Genomic DNA, 18512 nt, shown 5'->3' on the forward strand with positions numbered 1-18512 from the left:
ATTAATAACGAATAATGCTAAATAAACAATTTGAAGCCAGACCGAATTGATTTACAACAGTTATTTCCATCATTGTTCACATGATGTACACTATGACTAATAAATGTAAGGCACAGAAAGGCTTGAATCACTATGAGAGAAGAAGTGGTCGTATCGGAATATGACCCAAGATGGGTTGAGGATTATCACGAAGAACGTAATAAAATCATGATGGTGCTGGCAGAGATCTGCGTGGATTTTAAACATGTTGGGAGTACATCTGTGCCGGGTCTAGGCGCGAAACCATTAATCGATATGATGGCAGGAGTACACGAGTTGAACGATGTGGAGGCAGTACATATGGAAGCATTGGGACAACTGGGGTACGAGTATGTACCCAAGTCGGATTTCCCGGAACGTTTGTTTTTCCGAAAAGGACAATGGAGAGCAGGTACGCATCATCTCCATATCTACAAGTACAGGAGCCTGGAATGGACGGATAACTTGCTGTTTCGCAATGCTCTCAGGAGAGACACTGAAATTATGCAAGAGTACTACGCGTTGAAGAAAAAGCTGGAACAGCAGTTCAGACATGACCGTGTGGGGTACACCGCAGCCAAAGCTTCTTTTATTCAATCCGTCATCCGGAAGGCCAGACTGTATGATGAATAGATAACGCTAGTTTGATAGAAGAGTGTGTATTTGTATCAATGACAAAGGTGTGATCTGTATGACAGACCTGAATGCATATCATTATTTTGAGAAACGTATTGGACCGTTCCGCAATCTCTCCAGCTTGTCTAAACAGGATGCGGAAGTCGTTGCACAGCAACTCAGGCAGGAAGGCCGGAATTTTGCCAGTCAACGTTCAGCAGATTACTTGATAATTCGCAAAATGCTTGAACAACAAGCGTTAGAGCAGTTTACTGCCAAAGGTGGGAGACCGACAAGCTCCTATCCCCATTACATGACTCTGGGTAAATGTGAGTGGCTAACATCGTGGTATACGGAACCGGAGAGGATCGCCATTTCTTGGTGTGATCTGCCTCCCGAAACCGTAAGTTTTACCTATGGAGATCTCTTCCCAACCATGCGTTATTCGGATGATAAGCCGTATCGTAAGCAGGTGTATACCAAAGATGAAATCCTGCAGGTCATACAGTTCTATGGGTGGCCTCAGGAATGGAACCAGAATGGTGAATTGGGCCCGGAACGTTATATAGAAGTTCAGGTGTGGGATGAGCTGATCATCCAACCGTACCAAGGCATTTAAGGTTCATCCTCAACATAAGAATTCCCAAAACACCAGATACATCCACTGGGCACATCAGTTTCAGATGTGCCGCGAATGTGTCGACCGTATAGCTGCATAGACGTCAATCAGCTACTTTGACCCGAATCAGCAATCCAAACAGCCCCAACACGGCAAATGCGATAAATGCTGTCGTATTGGAGAACGCATCAATCGTGTAACCCGCAATGGAAGAGCCGAAGAACTGTCCTGCACCCAGTGCAAGAAAGGCAAGGCTAATCCCAATCGACGTATTTGGACGAAATAGTCTGGTCGCCCAAACGATAAACACACTGGTCAGGAAGATGTAGGTGCTTCCGAACATAACAGCAGACGTCAGGCTCGCGGTCATGGATGGCAGAATAATAACACCAAGGGAGATGGCGAGCAGCAGGATACCGACATGATAGGAACGCCCGATTCCAATTCGTTCGATAATTCGGCCGGCACATCCGCCCAAAATCCCCAAAATCCCCATCACAATCCAGAACAATACGGCTTCCGAATCGGAGGCCCCTTTTTCGTCCGTCAGAAAGCTTCGCGCGAACGTCCAATAGATTGCAGAACTAAAGCCTGTCAATAGGGAGGCCATAAGCAGAGCCATACCAGGTCTAGTAGGTTTCATGCATGCCCAGAGAGATTTGGTGCAAGGTTCGGTTTTGCGTGGCGAAAGAACGCGTCTGTTCCACAGCAAAACCAAAACACCAAGAACGGCGAAAAAAATATAGGACCAGCGCCAGTATTCACTGAACAATAGATAAATTGGGCCGGAAACGATAATGCCGAAGCTTGTTCCCGTGTTAATCCAGCTGTTACCTCGGGCCTGCTGCTCAGGCTGAAGTTCCGCATAGACGGTGTTACCCAAGGCAGGAGAAGCCAGGCCTGTGCTCAGTCCGGCGAGAAATACGGCTATGGTTAGGACCAAGGCATTTGGAGAAAGGGCGATGCCAAGTAAACCAAGTATGGCGCTTATGCCTGCCATTTGAATAACCGGGTAGTGACCGATGCGATTAATAATCAAAGGTGCAATGATTAAAGAGAGACAATAGGCAATATAAGTAGCCGAATTGATTGCACCCGACTGGGTATCATTCAGCTGCAGCGATTCCGAAATTTCCGGCATAAACAGACCATAACTGAATCTTCCAAACGCATAACATACCGAAATAAGTGCAATCCCGGGAAAAATAATTCTTTTCAACATATCCACCGCCTTTTTAGATAGAACGATCATTATATTTCTGCTGAAATAAAAAAAGTGAGTTGAACTATAACTCACCCGGTGTGGGACAACTTGAAACTGTTTCGAGTCATGTCAAGCAGTTCCCGGCAGACAATACTTACATCTTGAGTCTCAGCGAGCGCGGTGGAGCCCTCCAAGAGTAGGGAAAATCGGATCATATCCCGATCCGTAATGGACGCATCCAATTTTTTTATCAGGGTCATCACATGTTTTTTGTGCGTATGCACAGCTTGAACTATCACATGTTCCGGATCGCCGCCAAACTCTTCCTTGGCACGCAAGAACATACAACCCCGGGACTCGTGCTCCATCAGCCAGCGTGCATGCCCTTCAGCTAAATTCAGAAACAGGGGCTGTGCCTTGTTATCGGCATACTGTCTCAGCTGTTCCAGATATCGCTGTTCTCTACGAAGAAGAACCTCCACGATGAGGTCATCCTTGGAATCAAAGTGATTATATAAAGTCATGATGGCAATATCTGCATCCGTGATAATCCGCTTCAGGCCAATGGAGTGAAATCCATGTTGATAGAATAAATTTTCTGCCACGTTCAACAGCATTTCCTTTTTGCTGCTCATAGCTGCAATCTCTCCCTTTAGACTCAGATAGAACGATCATTATATCCCAAATTATAACAATACAATTCGATTGTCAAATTTTGTGAACCATTTCAATCTCCATTCCGTGCAGCGTGTCTACCCACTCTGCGGGACATCCATCGTCCGTGATGACCATGGAGATCTGATCCAGGGGTGCAATCTGCGCAAAGGTGGAGCGTCCAAATTTGGTGTGGTCCGCTACAAGAATGGATTCCTCCGCACGTTCCATCATCTTACGGGAGATCAGGGCTTCCTCCAGCATATAATCTGTGATGCCATCCGTTAACGATATACCGCCGGCAGAGATGAAGGCTTTATTGACTTTGAATTGATTCAACAATTCATGAGCAAGATGACCCGTCGAGGCTTGTACCGCTGGATTGATATCGCCTCCGGCAAAAATGATCTTACCTGCGAAATCCTCCAGAGCACAGGCAAGAATGGGCACAGAGTTGGTAATAACCGTGATCTGCGACCGATTTTTCAGCTGGCGCATGATTTCAAGCGTCGTTGTCCCGTTGTCCAGCATTACGGTTTCCCCATCCTCAATCAGAGATGCTGCAGCAGCGCCGATACGTTGTTTTTCGGTCATTTGCAATAATGAACGCTTCTGAAAAGGGTCTTCAATCATTCCTGAGCGCACACGTACTGCACCGCCATAGACTTTACGCAATTCTCCTTCTTTTTCAAGCCGGTCCAAATCGCGCCGGATGGTCTCCGTTGATACCTGAAAGTGGTCAGCCAGCAGCTGCACCTGAACTTTTCCCTGGGTGGCCAATTGAGCTAGAATGGTCTGTCTTCGTTCTTCGTAGGTTAATGACATACAATGTCCTCCCGTATTCCATTTCGTACTTTTTCTATTCTACGTTAATTTTTATACTTCTAGCTACAGTATGCTTGTTGCATGACCGGAATAAATGTATTGACAGGATGAAGAGGTGGAGATAAGATCGGATCAAACAATCAACATGAAACCACAAAAAACCACAGAGATGTGGTGTATGTACATAACGAACCATTAGGGGGAACCGATATGAGACGTCAGCTTGCATTTCAAGCGGATGAAACGTTCAAAATTGTTCAGTTCACGGATCTGCATTGGAAAGATGGTCGGCCTGAAGACTTGCGTACCCGTCAGTTGATGAAAACGGTCATCGAAACAGAGCAGCCGAACCTGGTTGTATTTACGGGAGATGTAATCTACACAGGACCCGTTGATCCAGGGAAAAAGGCGTGCGAGTATCCAGAACAGGCCTTCCGCGAAGCCGTATCTGTTGTGGAGGAATGTGGGATTCCGTGGGCATTTGTGTATGGTAATCATGATACCGAAAATCGGATTACACCGGCTGGTCTGATGGATGTCATTCAGGAGCATCACCATACGGTAACGGAACCGGGTCCGGGAGAAATTGCAGGCCTGGGCAATTACACACTTGAGATTGCAGGAGTGGATGGCACTCCCGCAGCCGTGTTGTATTTTCTTGATTCGGGAAGCTATTCTTCGTTCCCGGAGATCCCCGGTTATGGCTGGGTTCAGCCCAATCAGATCCAGTGGCTGATGTCTGAATCCACACGCGTGAATCCCGGCCGCAGCCGCGGGGAGAAGCTTCCAGCCTTGGCGTTTTTCCATATCCCGATTCCGGAATATCAAGTGATGTGGGACACTCAGACATGTTACGGCAGCAAGCACGAACCGGTCTGTGCTGCACAAGTCAACTCCGGTCTGTTCTCGGCGCTGCTGGAGATGGGAGATGTGATGGGGACGTTCTGCGGACATGATCACGTGAATGATTTTCACGGCGAACTACACGGCATTCGTCTCTGTTACGGGCGCTCGAGCGGGCACAATACCTATGGAAGAGAAGGTATGCTGCGCGGAGGAAGGGTCATTCAGCTGCAGGCAGGTCAGCGCAGCTTCGATACCTGGATTCGTCTTGAAGACGGATCACTTGTCATGGAACAGTCGGAACATCAACCTGAGAGCACTTCAGCGAAATAGAGTTCATTAGAGCAAGGCGATTAGAGAGGAATTAATAACGTATGATTTTACCGATATTTCTGGTGCTCGCATCCGGAATGGCTCATGCCGTCTGGAGCATGTTCACCAAACGAAGTTTGAATAAAAGTGTGTTTCTGTGGTCCATTATGATGATTCCTACCGTCATCCTGCTGCCTGTACTCATTGTGGAGTTGGTACGTGAACCCTTAACCATGCCAGCTTATGCCCTGTTGGTTTTGTCGATGGCTCTGCAAGCGTTATATTCCTGGCTGTTATCCCAAACCTACGAGCTTGGTGACTTGTCTCAGATTTATCCGATTATGCGGGGAACGAGTACCTTGCTGGTGCCTCTGATCGGTGTCTTTTTCCTGGGAGAAACCCTGTCTTCGTTCGGATGGATCGGGATTGCCTGCATGCTCGGTGGATTTCTGGTACTAAGCGGGGTAGGAGGAAAAGATGCCAAGCAGGGCTCACGGACACAGGGATTGAAGCCAGTACTGATGGCTTTATGTGTGGGACTATGCACGACCAGTTATGTATTTGTGGACAAATTAAACCTGCAGCATATCTCGCCCTTATCGTTGCTTGAGGTGACGAACATCGGATTTGTTGCCGGACTGACACCGGCGCTCCTGGCTTCCCGGCAACTACGCCAGGAGTGGAAAGTGAACCGATCCACCATTATGCTTGGGGCACTTTTGAACCCAGGTTCGTACCTGTTATTCCTGTTTGCTTTGGAGCAGGCTCCCATGGCGAAATTGGGCCCTTTGCGTGAAGTGGGAACGGTATTTGCGGCGTTCCTCGGCATTTTATTGTTAAAAGAGCAGCAGGGGAAAAAGCGAATTCTCTGCTCCATCATCATTTTTGGTGGAATCCTGCTGATCGGCATGTGGGGATGATTCCATTTCCAGGTCATGGATACATGGTGTATGTCCTTGCTGCTGTTCCGGGCTTCTGAAGCTTCCAAATAAACCTTTCAAATCCCCTCAGTGGAGACATACCTTAAGGAGCATCTGTCCAAGATGATCTTCCAGGTATGGGCTGAGGGGATTTGTCTATTTTATCGAAGGTACTTAAGCATGGTATATTGGAGTCAGACGAGTTCAAAGAGGTAGAGTCAAATAGAACCTAAAGAGCAAAGAAGTAAGGAGAGGATCAGGTGCTGCTTGAGGAGAGATTCATCCAGTCCATTAAGGCACATGAGAAATTAATGCTTGATTTGCGGCAGGTTCGGAGCCTGGAGCTGCCTCAGTGTTACATCGGTGCGGGGTATATTCGTAATTACATTTGGGATCTTCTCCATGGATATACTCGGCGCGAACTGCACAGCGATATTGATGTGGTATACTTCGATCCCGAAGACCTGAATGAAGGGCGCGATGTACAACTGGAGCAGCAGCTGCGGGAGACGACAGGCAATCCCAAGTGGTCCGTGAAAAACCAGGCGAGAATGCATCTGCGCAATGGCACAGTGCCTTATCAGTCTACAGAAGATGCCCTGCGATACTGGCCTGAGATCGTAACGGCCATAGGCGTTCAGCTGGATGAACAGGACCAGATTGGGTTCTGTGCCCCGCATGGATTAGATGACCTGTATGCGTTAACTGTTCGCCGCAGTCCATTATACGAGAATGTCATGGAGTACAACCGGCGTGTAGAGAAGAAGCGCTGGCAGGAGCAATGGCCAAAGCTCACGATTGTGAAGGGATGAGTTTCTGGGGTCGTAATGGACCTCCTAGCGAACCTGCTCACATACGATCCATGGAGCCTGGTGGCAGATTTGGGTCGTAACGAACATTCATATCATTTGTTTATTTGGTATACAACAGCCTGGTTATGGGATCCGTAGAGAACCGAGCGGTGCAGGTTTAAGAAGGAGTGTTACCCGGTTAATGAAAAAGTTTATTCAAGATAAAGGCATGATCATTGATCTTGTTTTGGTAGCCTGTTTTATCGTTTTTCTGATACTCTGGGGCCGAAATTTCGCGGTGATGTTGTTTGGGCTGCTTACGGTGGCTTTTATCATACTACGACGGATTGACTACCAGAAGCACGTGGTGCTTAAGCGTATTTTGTTAACGGTGTTCGGTATTGGTGCCGTTTCCTTTGTCATTATTGAAGCACTGGTATTTACACAGCTGAATGCGAATGATCCGGAGCAGGCGGATTATGTCATTATCCTGGGGTCAGGCATCAAAGGCACAGAGTTATCACTGACGCTGAAGCAGAGGCTGGATGCCAGTCTGGACTATATCCGCAACCACCCGCAGACGCCGGTTATTGTATCCGGAGGCCAGGGGCCAGGGGAGTCTATACCAGAAGCACTCGCCATGAAAAGTTATCTTGTGGAACAGGGGATTACGCCAGCCCAGGTAATTATGGAAGACAAGTCAACCAGCACGCAGGAGAATATGGCCTTTTCCAAAAAAATCATAGACGAAGCGGGGCTGGAGCACCCCGAGATCATGATTGTCACCAGTGACTACCATATGTTCCGTTCCAAGTACTTGGCTGCCAAAAATGGCTACGCTGCCGAATACGGCATTTCTGCCCCGTCTCCGGGATACCTGAAACCGATCAACATGATCCGTGAGTATTTTGCGGTGGTCAAGGCTTTTATGTAGAGTTATCTTCTCTATTCATTTAAAAGTTTCATGAGGTTCAAATTCATAACATGGTGCAAAAAGCAGTTGAGCAGAATGGATTCTGGCTTGACTGCTTTTTTGTCGTTGTTCAAGTGAATTCAAGGATACTCAGCCAAATCATGTTATAATATACGTCATTAATAGATGAACGATGTAGGAGTGAATGACGATTACCACTTATTTGTTACCTGCTCTCTATGAGCAAAAGAAGATTTCAACGAACGACATGGAAGAAATTGTACGCCTGCTTGCACAAGCACCATTATTATATGATGACGGCTCAAGCATCCGGGTTGAGGATTTCACGGAAGGCTTGGACATGGACGTCAAGCATGAAGTTCGGCCTGCTCTAATGGAACTGTATGACCTGGCTGTTAAGGCCTGTCGCCAGTTCCCTGATCCGGCTGTCTATGAGCAGCTCCAGGATGCCCTGGGATTACAGGCAGAACTGTGGCAGGAAGAAGTGCTTGATCTTGTCTCGTGGATGACCTGGCTGAAGCAGGTTGGGGAAGGACAGAGGGCCCTGCCGGAGTATGATTTTGTAAGCATGCTTGGGACACTGCCTGAAGGATTTATGATTCATGATTTCTATGATGAACTCCGTTATCAGCTGGAGCAGAATCCGTCAAACACCTGGGCTATTCAAGAGCGGGATCGGCTGTATGCAGCCATGGGTGCCAGATAACATCGAACGAAACGTGCAGTAACCGTGTTTATCCATATATGAGGGATTGTCTTATCCTTATGGAAATGAGGGGATCACGTGAAGAAGGTTGTATTGGCCGGAGGTACGGGATTTGTCGGTCAGGATTTTGCACAAAGATTCAGGAAACTTGGATATGAGGTGCTCATCATCTCACGTCAGCCAGGTCATATAGCCTGGAAGGACTCCGATGGTATCAGGCAAGCACTTGAAGGTGCCGAAATGTTGATTAATCTGGCCGGGAAATCTGTAAACTGTCGTTACACCGACGAGAATCGCAGGATTATCCTAGAATCCAGGACCAGCACGACACGTATTCTTGGCGAGTCTATCCTTGAATGTGAACATCCGCCTAAACTATGGATCAATTCAAGTACGGCCACGATCTACAGACATGCAGAAGATCGCCCCATGACAGAAAAAGAAGGTGAGATTGGCTCCGGATTCTCGGTGGATGTTGCCAAGGCGTGGGAACAGGCTTTCTTCGAATTCAGTCTGCCTTCTACCCGCCAGATTGCCTTGCGAATTGCGATTGTGCTTGGCAAAGGCGGCGTCATGGAGCCGCTTACAAATCTGGTGCGTTTTGGCTTGGGTGGGTCACAGGGACCCGGAACACAGCAGTTCAGCTGGATTCATATTGAAGATTTGTTTCGCATGGTCCTTTATCTTCAGCAGCATCCAGCACTTGAAGGGGTGTTTAATGCTTCATCTCCGCATCCGGTTACCAATCGCCAACTGATGGAGAGCCTGAGACGTCATATGGGCGTCCGCATTGGGCTTCCTTCTCCTCGCTGGATGCTTGAAGTAGGAGCGCGATTTATTCGGACCGAAACGGAGCTGGTCCTCAAAAGCCGCTGGGTTATCCCAGAGCGGATAGAGCAGGAAGGGTTCACGTTTATATACGATACGCTCGACACTGCACTAGATGAGATTCTGAAATAGTGTGAATTACGGAATAACAATATTGAATATAATGTTTCATTCGGAAGGGCAGATGATCTGCCCTTCTGGTGTATGTTCTGGAGATTCGGGTCTGCTGGCGTTTCGGGATCTCTGGTGCAGAGTAAAAGTCATTTGATCAGTCAGATGAAACAGAAAGAGGTTGGGGAAATGCAACTTAGAAGAGTGAGAATTGCCGGAACGGGCAAGTATCTGCCGGAGCGAAAGGTAACGGACGAGGAGCTGGATATCCGCTTGAATGTGCCGGCAGGTTGGGTGTCCAAAGCCACGGGCGTAGGTGTTCGCCATTATGCTTCCGGTCAGGAAACGTCTTCGTTCATGGGGGCGAGGGCTGCAGAAGCTGCGCTTGCCGACGCAGGACTGCGATTTGCCGACATCGACTGTCTGGTGTGCACCAGCGGTACGAAGGAGCAGCCTTTGCCAAGTACAGCGGTATTCATTCAACAAGCCATGGGAGAACAGGAATCAGGCATACCGGCATTCGATATGGATGCAACCTGTTTGAGTTTCCTAAACGGTCTGGACGTCATTTCCTATATGGTGGATGCGGGTCGTTATCGCCGGGTACTGCTCGTAGCAACAGAGATTGCCTCTGCAGGTTTGAATTGGTCGGATAAGGAGAGTGCAGCTCTCTTTGGCGATGGAGCCGCTGCGGTCATTATCGAACGTTCCGAAGAAGGGCAATCTTCCCGGATTGTGCATGCTTCCCTGAAGACCTACAGCCGAGGGGCGAGATTCTCGGAAATTGCTGGTGGGGGGACACGGCTGCATGCCTCCAATTATGTGGCCGATCAGCCAGAGCCTTACCTTTTTCACATGGATGGGCAGGCGATCTTCCGGATGGCTTCCAGGCTTCTTCCCGGATTCATGGACGATATGCTGAAGGCCTCCGGAAACCGGGTGGAAGATTTTAAGCTGGTCATTCCGCATCAGGGCAGTGCCATGGCCATGAGATTGATCCGCAAAAAATTAAATATTTCCGAAGACCGCTTTATGGACATTACACGAAACCATGGGAATACCATTGCCGCATCCATTCCCATGGGACTGCATGAGGCGATCAAGCAGCAGCGTATTCGGCGAGGTGATCGGGTGCTCCTGATCGGAACCGCCGCTGGATTGTCATTGGGAGGACTTATTTTTGATTACTAGATTGAGAGAATCGAATGACGCTGCTGCAATCCGAAATGTATTACTCACTGGGGGGCGTGCTCCCGTTACACTAGATCTGGCACGCATGCTCAAGCGAGCAGGTTATCGTGTGTATGTTGCGGAGAGTGCATCACGTCATCTATGCAGATTGTCCGGTGCAGTGGAGCAATGTTTTGTTGTACCATCCCCGCGTCATGAAACGGCGCAATATCTGTCTGAGCTCGAACGGATTATTCAAGCATCGCAGATCGACCTGCTACTTCCGATGTGTGAAGAAGTGTTCTATATTGCGCAGGGAGCAGAGAGATTGCGTCCGTATTGCCACGTTCTTGTTTCTCCACTGGAGCAGCTGCATAAGCTGCATCACAAGTTTCATTTTATCCAGCTTGCGCAATCTATGGGCCTTGCTGTACCGGATACGCGTTTGGTTCGCAGCCGTGAAGAATGGATTCAAACCCAATCGGTTCTGGAAACGGACCGGAAGTGGGTATGGAAGCCGGTATATTCCCGATTTGCCGCCAGAGTTCGCATGCCGGGCTCACGGAACGTTCCTCCGAGTGAGGCAGAAATATCATCAGCACTCCCCTGGGTAGCTCAGGCTTACGTTTCTGGGCGAGCATTGTGCACATACAGCGTTGCGCATGAAGGGAACATGGTGGCTCATACCACGTATGACAGCCGCTATCGCACAGGCAGTGTCGGGGCTAGTGTCTATTTCGAACACGTGGAACACGAGGGTACATATGAGTGGGTTCAGCAATTTGTAGAGGCTACCGGATTTAGTGGTCAGATTGGTTTTGATTTTATTGAAGGAACGGAGGGCCGGGTGGTTGCAATTGAGTGTAATCCCAGGGCTACGAGTGGAATCCATCTCTTCTACCCAGGAGATGAATTGGTACGAGCCATCACTGCGCCTGAGTCGCTGGTGAAGGAAGGTATCCTGATAACGCCCAAGCAGCACAGCAGGGCCATGCTCATGCTGCCGATGCTGGGCAGCGGATTGCAGCAGATGGGACGACGGGATAAGTGGCGAGCATGGATGACTGCCTGGCGAGGTACTAGAGATGTCGTACACATTCAGAATGATAGACGCCCCATGCTGGAACAAGTGGCCGTTGTGCTATCCGCCTGGCGTCTTGCACGCAAGTACAAGCTATCTCTGACTGAAGCATTGACTCACGACATAGAATGGAACGGTGAACAACCATGAATAGAGCATTGGTTACAGGAGCAACAGGCTGTTTGGGCAGACATCTGGCGCTAAGGCTTGCAGAACAGGGCTGGAAAGTGACGGGCATGGGCCGAAAAAAAGAATATGGTATGCAGCTGGAAGCCCATGGTATTCAATTTTATCAAGGTGACCTGCGTGACAAGTCAGTAGCAGCCGAGGCATGTACCCATCAGGATGCTGTCTTCCACTGTGCGGCGCTATCGTCGCCTTGGGGCAAATACCAGGACTTTTACAGCAGCAATGTGGAAGCGACGCAGCATTTGGTCGATGGTTGCAGGCGAGCGGGGGTACAGCGATTCATCCACGTATCAACGCCCAGTGTGTATTTTAATTATATACCCCGGTATGACATTCATGAGGATGACCCCATGCCAGCCAAACCAGCGAATCATTATGCAGCGACCAAAAGAATGGCAGAGCAAGTGGTATTGCATGCCCATGCGAATGGACTTCCGTCCATCATGATTCGCCCGAGAGCCATCTTCGGTCCGTATGATCAGACGCTTTTTCCCAGAATCGTTGCAGCTAACCGTAAATCAGGTGTGCCCATGATTGGCGGCGGCCAGGCTGTCATTGATCTCACCTGTGTGGATAATGTCGTGGATGCGCTGCTGTTATGCTGGAATGCGCCGTCTGCAGCGCTGGGGAGGGCATACAATATTTCCAATGGCGACCCGAGGCCGTTTCGCGAACTGGTGAGTCATCTGTTTGAATTACTGGGTATGCCGCTGCATGGCCGAAATATTCCCTACAGAGCTGCTTATGGAGCAGCATCGCTGCTGGAGAGTGTGCATCGTCTCCTGCCTATGCTTGGCGAACCGCAGCTAACCAGATACACCGTGGGTTCGTTAGCCATTCCGCAAACGCTGAATATTCATGAAGCCCGAGAGCGGATAGGATATACACCGCGAGTAACCATTGAAGAAGGCCTGCAGCAGTTTGCAGATTGGTGGAGGGCAGAATCATGCTGACAACAACGAAGGTAGAACTTCATCTGGGGGCGGCAGGCCTCTGTACCCATCCGGAGTTTCTGACCATTCGGGGCGGAAGTTTACGGCCAGTGCCCTTTCCTGCAGGCTTTGCCTGTATTATTCATCCCGTGCATGGTCCGATGCTGCTGGACACGGGATACAGCTCCCGTTTCTTCAAGGAGACGGCACATCTGCCCAATGCGTTGTATCGACATATTACACCTGTGGTGTATCGTGAAGAGGACAGTGCGGTACAATTCCTTGCTCGGTTAGGTTTAAAAGCGGCGGATATTCGTTTCATTATTCTCTCCCATTTTCACGGCGACCATATCGCAGGGGTGCGTGACTTCCCGGAGGCGCAGTTCATCTATCTGCCCCAAGCGTATGAGGCCGTGCGACCACTCGGCCCGGTTGCTGCAGTGAAAGCCGGGTTTCTATCCGGACTTTTGCCGGGAGATTTTGCAGACCGTTCTTTGCCCGTGATGAGACAATCTGAGAGATGGACGAAGGCGGGAGACGACTTCCCTTTTTCTGAGGTATACGATCTTTTTGGTGATGGCAGCCTGCTTGGTGTAGAGGTATCGGGTCATGCAGAAGGCATGATGGGCATCCTGCTCAGCACGGGGGAACAGGACTACTTCCTGTGCGCGGATGCGGTTTGGTCTAGCCGGGCTTTCCGTGAACAGCGCAGACCGCATGCACTGGCAGGCATCATCATGTCAGATCGCTCCGAATACAGAATGAATTTTGACAAGCTCGTTCGGCTGCACCAGCAGTTTCCCGAGATTCGGATTGTACCCAGCCACTGCCTGGAAGCGCTGAATGCGTGGGGGACGGGAGGGAATTACATATGAGCACCATGCGTATAGTCTATCATTATGCATTGGCACGTGGACTGCGAAAATGGAAATCACGTAAGGAGCTCGAACACTGGCAGGAACGTCAGATCCTTCGGCATATCGGGCGAGTTCGTGTACAGTCTCCGTTTTACCGAGAGTGGTGGGGAGATGCTGAAACATCCACCTGGAGGAGCTTTCCAATAATCGATAAAACGATCATGATGCAGCATTTCGATCAGCTCAACACGGTCGGGATTTCGAAGAACGAAGCCATGACCCTCGCAGGTGAAAGTGAGGACACACGTGATTTTAAGCCGTCCGTTCAAGGCATTACGGTTGGTCTTTCCTCCGGGACATCGGGGAACCGGGGATTATTTCTTGTGAGTGAGCGGGAGCAGGACGCCTGGACGGGGACAGTGCTGGCCAAACTGCTGCCTGGTGGGCTGTGGAAGCCTGCCAAGATAGCCTTTTTCCTGCGGGCTAACAGTAATCTGTATGAGTCGGTGCAGCGGGGCAAGCTGCAATTTCGATATTTTGATCTGCTGGAACCCGTGCATACCTTGGTCGAGCGTATGGAAGAGTATCGTCCTACCGTGTGGGTAGCTCCCCCATCCATGCTGAGAATGCTGGCCGATGCTTATCAAGCGGGTTCGTTGACCGTGTCACCCGAGAAAATCATCTCTGTGGCCGAAGTCCTGGATCCGCTCGATCGCAAGGTGCTGGCGCGTGTCTTTGGTCAAACCATTCATCAAGTCTACCAATGTACAGAGGGTTTTCTGGGTGCGACCTGCCGTCTTGGCACACTGCATTTGAATGAAGATATTGTCCATATCGAAAAAGAGTTTATTGATCCTGCTTCCCGGCGATTTGTCCCCATTATTACGGACTTCTCCAGAACATCACAGCCGATAATCCGCTATCGGCTGAATGACATTCTAACCGAGGCAGCCGTCCCATGCGACTGCGGCTCTCCCTTTACTGCCATTGAGCGGATTGAAGGCCGCTGTGATGATACGCTTTATTTTTCACATCGTCATACAAGCGAGGAAGTACCTGTATTTCCGGACTTCATCACCCGTGCGGTCATTGCCGCTTCTTCGGATCTGGAGCACTACCGGGTCGTTCAGCGTATGGACGGATCATTGGAAATCGCTCTTCGACTTGGGGGGAATATTGATGATCTCGAGCTGGTAAAGACCGAGGTGCAGCGTCAACTGCTGAAACTGGGGGAGCGGCTTGAGTGTATTGTGCCACAGACGGATTATGTTCCCTATACATTCGAACCGGGAATGACCAAGCTGCGCAGAGTGGAGAGACAGCGTGCTTGAACTTGGACTTGAGTGAAGCGGATATTCCGCTATGTTCAGTCATGTGATGGTAGAAATGGAGAAGCTAATCGATTCAATGGAGGAAGGTGGACGGGGAGATGGTACAGAACACTAAGGGAGAGACTGCACCTGTAGCGTTAATTACAGGCACCTCGAGTGGGTTCGGCATGCTTACTGCGATTACACTTGCCAAGCAGGGATACCGGGTTGCCGCAACCATGCGCGATCTGAGCCGGAATGAACAATTAGTCCAGCTGGCAGAACAAGCAGGCATTGCGGATCGATTGCATTATATGTGTCTGGATGTGACGGATTCAGATTCGATACAGGCGGCTGTGGCGGCCGTGCTTCAGATGTATGGGCGAATTGACATGCTGGTAAACAATGCAGGGTTTGCGGTTGGTGGTTTCATTGAGGAAGTAACCATGGACGATTGGCGGCGGCAAATGGAGACAAATCTCTTCGGTCTCATTGCAGTGACGCGTGCGGTGCTTCCGGTGATGCGTGAACAGAAGCGGGGACTCATCATCAATCTCTCCAGCGTCAGCGGTTTGTCGGGGTTCCCGGGCTATGCGCCTTATGCTGCTTCCAAATTTGCCGTGGAGGGTTTCACCGAAAGTCTTCGGCATGAAATGGCTTCATTTGGCGTAAGGGTAGTCCTGGTTGAGCCGGGAGCGTATCGCACACCCATTTGGAATAAAGGACTGGGTGAAATTCACCGCGATGATAACTCCCCTTATAAAGAAAAACTGGATGCGGTGCTTCGTTATTCTGCACTTGCAGGTCAGACTGCGCCCGATCCGCAGGAAGTGGCTGACCTGATCGCCCGCATTGCACGGATGCGTGCACCCCGGCTCCGCTATGCACTCGGCAAAGGATCTCGTGTGCTCATTGTTGGCAAAACGCTGCTTCCGTGGAAGTGGTTGGAGTGGATTATTGCGCGTGCTCTGAAATAGGGCAGACCTTATAAATTTAAGTCAGGAGGGCTTGAGCTTGTTCGAAGTTATCGTGATTGGGTGAAGGAAGCGATGGAACGAGACGCGTCGAAATAAAAACATGGGAGGTTTTCACGTTGAAAATTGCTTTTGTTTTGTTTGATGGTTTAACTTTTCTTGATTTTGCAGGGTTTTATGATGTGATCAACCGGCTGAATTTCTTTGAACCCACCAAGGGTAGTACATGGGAAACTTGCGCGATGACTGATCAGGTCACGGACGAATCCGGATTAACGCTCCAAGTGGATCGAGTGAAGCCGGACTTGGGTGAGTACGATATGGTTTTTGTTCCTGGTGGCATGGGTACGCGCAAACTTCGGTTTGATGAGGCTTTCGTGGGATGGCTGAAACAGGCGGAGAAGGTTCCGATGAAGGTGTCGGTATGTACGGGCTCTTTGCTGCTCGGTGCGGCTGGTTTTCTTTCTGGTAAGAAGGCTACGACTCATCCTAATGTGTATGATCTACTGCAGCCGTACGCAGACGAGGTCATCCAGGCCCGGATTGTCAAGGACGGAAATGTCATTACGGCCGGTGGTGTCGCGACGTCAATTGATCTCGGAATTTACGTACTGGGATTGCTTGCCGGACGGGAGGCAGCCGAGAATGTGAAGTGGCAGATCGACTATCCTTACGAGATGCAAGGAGTGATCGAAGAATGAGCGAAGATATCAAGCAGAGCATGTTCACTATTCGCAATATTCGGCGTGATGAAGCGGATCAATACTGGTCTTTGCGTCTGGAGGCGCTGAAAAATCATCCGGAGTCCTTCGGAGCATCATACGAGTTGTCCGTTCAGCTTCCCATGAATGAAGTGCAGGATCGCATACATAACGAGCACGATGATTACATCCTTGGAGCTTATACCGCAGAAGGAACACTGGTTGGAATGATGGGTTTCAAGAGAGAATACGGCCTCAAACTCAGGCACAAAGGATTCATCTGGGGTGTATACGTGGCTCCGCAATATCGGGGATATGGACTTGCTTCAAGGTTACTTCGAGAAGTATTGAAACGGGGAGAGACATTGGAGGGCATCAGGCAAATTAATCTAAGCGTGGTTACGACAAATGAATCAGCCAGACGGTTATACGAAAAGTACGGATTCGAAACGTATGGCATAGAGAATTATGCTCTTGAAGTTGGGGGACAAGGTTATGATGAAGCCCATATGACATACGTTTATCCAACTGTGAGTTCCATATGACAGAGGCAGTTCATCTGGAAGTAGACGGGCATGCCTTCGTATTACAAGAGTCCCATTCTTTCGAATGGTTGCGGCCACTGGGCAAGGTATTTCGCGTATTTGATCAGCAGGATTCCGGAAATCTATCCTTTGGTATCATGCAGCAGGACGGAACAAGGCTCTTTGTAAAATATGCGGGAGCACGTACCATTCATGCGAATACACTCAATAGTCCGCAGGAAGCCATCCGAAGTTTGATGTCTTCTGTTTCAGTCTACGAGGATTTGAAGCATGACGCCCTGATTCGACTAAGAGACCATTTTGCAACGGAACGGGGTTATGTCTGTGTATTTGATTGGGTGGATGGAGAATGTCTGCATTCCCAATGGTATTTTCCGGCTCCAGCGAAATATGAAGATCCGCGTTCACCGTATTATCGTTTCAGGCAACTCCCTATTAAGATGCAGATTCAGGCGATGGAGCAGATCTTGAATTTTCATATTGAGGTGGAGCGAAAAGGGTATGTGGCTGTTGATTTCTACGATGGCAGTCTGATCTATGATTTTGAACAAAATAGGATCAAAATTTGTGATATCGACCTGTATCAGAAGGGTTCACTTACCAATACCATGGGACGCATGTGGGGCTCATCCCGCTTCATGTCTCCTGAGGAGTTTGAGCTCGGTGCTCCCATTGATGGAGTAACTAATGTATTCAACATGGGTGCCGCGGCATTCGTACTGCTTGGTGGAGAGAAGGATCGTTCATATGCCAAGTGGAATGCTGGAGGAGCCTTATATCAGGTTGTAATTCGAGCAGTAGATCCTGATCGAGCCCGTCGCTTTGCATCCTTGATGGAACTCGGTGAAGCCTGGAAGCTGGCGGTAAGACAGGATGAATGTATTACTGGTGAATGATGGATCAAAAAATTCAGTTCAGTATATTCCCCATTAGGAATGACCAGTTTGCATTCGTATCTCCCTGGAATATACCGTATAATGGAAATTAATGAGGGAGGTGCAGTTCTTTGTGTAGATATGCCATGTCAGGACCATACAAAGATACGTATGCCTGTTTCGACTGCCGCAAATCATTTAAGCAAATATCGAGACATGATCTCGTTCCTGAAGTGTATGAAAGGCTTGAATTTAAATGCCCGCAGTGTGCGGCACCGATGGTTAGCATGGGAAAAGATTTTAGAGCACCGAAGCAAAGCGATCTGAAACAATGGAAGAAGGTAGCGATTCTTTATCGCCACGGATTCACCTACCATAGTTGTGGCTGCGGGCCCGGATATCGTCCGGCTGAATTGCGGCAACTGCCCGAGTTTCTGGAAAAGTCTGTTCATAAACGAAGTGAAGGCGAGCGGTTATTACTAAGGCTGGTTAATTAAT

Annotated in this window: 21 protein-coding genes; 18 read left to right on the forward strand and 3 right to left on the reverse strand. The window is 49.2% G+C overall.

What is annotated here, in order from left to right:
* Positions 1-132: 132 nt before the first annotated feature.
* Together MHB82_RS08515 and MHB82_RS08520 are read left to right on the forward strand one after the other, a co-directional pair.
* Complete coding sequence (locus tag MHB82_RS08515) at positions 133-651, forward strand: GrpB family protein (protein ID WP_341174445.1); 519 nt, start codon at positions 133-135, stop codon at positions 649-651.
* Between the two features lie 58 nt (positions 652-709).
* Positions 710-1252 carry a hypothetical protein gene (locus MHB82_RS08520; protein WP_341174446.1) on the forward strand — a complete coding sequence of 181 codons (543 nt, stop codon included), beginning with the start codon at positions 710-712 and terminating at the stop codon, positions 1250-1252.
* 103 nt (positions 1253-1355) lie between these two features.
* Here the strand turns inward: MHB82_RS08520 and MHB82_RS08525 are convergent, their stop codons facing one another.
* The 3 genes from MHB82_RS08525 to MHB82_RS08535 all read right to left on the reverse strand — a co-directional run bounded on the left by MHB82_RS08525 (position 1356) and on the right by MHB82_RS08535 (position 3935).
* Positions 1356-2471 carry an MFS transporter gene (locus MHB82_RS08525; protein ID WP_095359234.1) on the reverse strand — a complete coding sequence of 372 codons (1116 nt, stop codon included), beginning with the start codon at positions 2469-2471 and terminating at the stop codon, positions 1356-1358.
* Positions 2472-2545: 74 nt separating this feature from the next.
* Positions 2546-3091, reverse strand: coding sequence for a TetR/AcrR family transcriptional regulator (locus MHB82_RS08530; protein WP_341174447.1), 546 nt, complete (start codon positions 3089-3091; stop codon positions 2546-2548).
* A gap of 73 nt (positions 3092-3164) precedes the next feature.
* Complete coding sequence (locus tag MHB82_RS08535) at positions 3165-3935, reverse strand: DeoR/GlpR family DNA-binding transcription regulator (protein WP_110821144.1); 771 nt, start codon at positions 3933-3935, stop codon at positions 3165-3167.
* 210 nt (positions 3936-4145) lie between these two features.
* Between MHB82_RS08535 and MHB82_RS08540 the strand changes: the two genes are divergently transcribed.
* The 16 genes from MHB82_RS08540 to MHB82_RS08615 all read left to right on the forward strand — a co-directional run bounded on the left by MHB82_RS08540 (position 4146) and on the right by MHB82_RS08615 (position 18511).
* Positions 4146-5111 (forward strand): metallophosphoesterase family protein, encoded by a 966-nt coding sequence (locus tag MHB82_RS08540; protein ID WP_095359164.1) that lies wholly within the window; start codon positions 4146-4148, stop codon positions 5109-5111.
* Between the two features lie 41 nt (positions 5112-5152).
* Positions 5153-6010, forward strand: a complete 858-nt coding sequence (locus MHB82_RS08545) for an EamA family transporter (protein ID WP_341174448.1) — start codon at positions 5153-5155, stop codon at positions 6008-6010.
* A 260-nt stretch (positions 6011-6270) separates the two neighbouring features.
* Complete coding sequence (locus MHB82_RS08550) at positions 6271-6822, forward strand: nucleotidyltransferase family protein (protein WP_341174449.1); 552 nt, start codon at positions 6271-6273, stop codon at positions 6820-6822.
* A gap of 181 nt (positions 6823-7003) precedes the next feature.
* Positions 7004-7735, forward strand: coding sequence for a YdcF family protein (locus tag MHB82_RS08555; RefSeq protein WP_341174450.1), 732 nt, complete (start codon positions 7004-7006; stop codon positions 7733-7735).
* Positions 7736-7919: 184 nt separating this feature from the next.
* Positions 7920-8441, forward strand: coding sequence for a hypothetical protein (locus MHB82_RS08560; protein WP_341174451.1), 522 nt, complete (start codon positions 7920-7922; stop codon positions 8439-8441).
* Positions 8442-8519: 78 nt separating this feature from the next.
* Complete coding sequence (locus tag MHB82_RS08565; protein WP_341174452.1) at positions 8520-9401, forward strand: TIGR01777 family oxidoreductase; 882 nt, start codon at positions 8520-8522, stop codon at positions 9399-9401.
* A gap of 168 nt (positions 9402-9569) precedes the next feature.
* Complete coding sequence (locus tag MHB82_RS08570) at positions 9570-10571, forward strand: beta-ketoacyl-ACP synthase III (RefSeq protein WP_341174453.1); 1002 nt, start codon at positions 9570-9572, stop codon at positions 10569-10571.
* Positions 10561-11781, forward strand: coding sequence for an ATP-grasp domain-containing protein (locus MHB82_RS08575; protein ID WP_255247887.1), 1221 nt, complete (start codon positions 10561-10563; stop codon positions 11779-11781). The genes MHB82_RS08570 and MHB82_RS08575 overlap by 11 nt, the downstream gene beginning before the upstream one ends.
* Entirely contained in the window at positions 11778-12773 is a 996-nt protein-coding gene (locus MHB82_RS08580) for an NAD-dependent epimerase/dehydratase family protein (RefSeq protein WP_341174454.1), read from the forward strand. The genes MHB82_RS08575 and MHB82_RS08580 overlap by 4 nt, the downstream gene beginning before the upstream one ends.
* Positions 12767-13627, forward strand: coding sequence for an MBL fold metallo-hydrolase (locus MHB82_RS08585; RefSeq protein WP_341174455.1), 861 nt, complete (start codon positions 12767-12769; stop codon positions 13625-13627). The genes MHB82_RS08580 and MHB82_RS08585 overlap by 7 nt, the downstream gene beginning before the upstream one ends.
* Positions 13624-14940 carry a F390 synthetase-related protein gene (locus MHB82_RS08590; protein WP_341174456.1) on the forward strand — a complete coding sequence of 439 codons (1317 nt, stop codon included), beginning with the start codon at positions 13624-13626 and terminating at the stop codon, positions 14938-14940. The genes MHB82_RS08585 and MHB82_RS08590 overlap by 4 nt, the downstream gene beginning before the upstream one ends.
* Positions 14941-15038: 98 nt before the next feature.
* Positions 15039-15896 carry an SDR family oxidoreductase gene (locus MHB82_RS08595; protein WP_341174457.1) on the forward strand — a complete coding sequence of 286 codons (858 nt, stop codon included), beginning with the start codon at positions 15039-15041 and terminating at the stop codon, positions 15894-15896.
* Between the two features lie 116 nt (positions 15897-16012).
* On the forward strand, positions 16013-16594 hold the full coding sequence (locus tag MHB82_RS08600) for a DJ-1/PfpI family protein (protein ID WP_110821199.1): 582 nt from the start codon (positions 16013-16015) through the stop codon (positions 16592-16594).
* Positions 16591-17139: a GNAT family N-acetyltransferase gene (locus tag MHB82_RS08605; RefSeq protein ID WP_341174458.1), complete on the forward strand. Its 549-nt coding sequence runs from the start codon at positions 16591-16593 to the stop codon at positions 17137-17139. The genes MHB82_RS08600 and MHB82_RS08605 overlap by 4 nt, the downstream gene beginning before the upstream one ends.
* Positions 17136-18035: a serine/threonine-protein kinase gene (locus MHB82_RS08610; protein ID WP_341174459.1), complete on the forward strand. Its 900-nt coding sequence runs from the start codon at positions 17136-17138 to the stop codon at positions 18033-18035. Before MHB82_RS08605 ends, MHB82_RS08610 begins: the two co-directional genes overlap by 4 nt.
* Before the next feature lie 110 nt (positions 18036-18145).
* On the forward strand, positions 18146-18511 hold the full coding sequence (locus MHB82_RS08615; protein ID WP_341174460.1) for a hypothetical protein: 366 nt from the start codon (positions 18146-18148) through the stop codon (positions 18509-18511).
* The last annotated feature ends 1 nt before the right edge of the window (position 18512 follow it).

Source organism: Paenibacillus sp. FSL K6-2862, from assembly GCF_038005125.1.
GTDB classification, from domain to species: Bacteria; Bacillota; Bacilli; order Paenibacillales; family Paenibacillaceae; genus Paenibacillus; species Paenibacillus illinoisensis_A.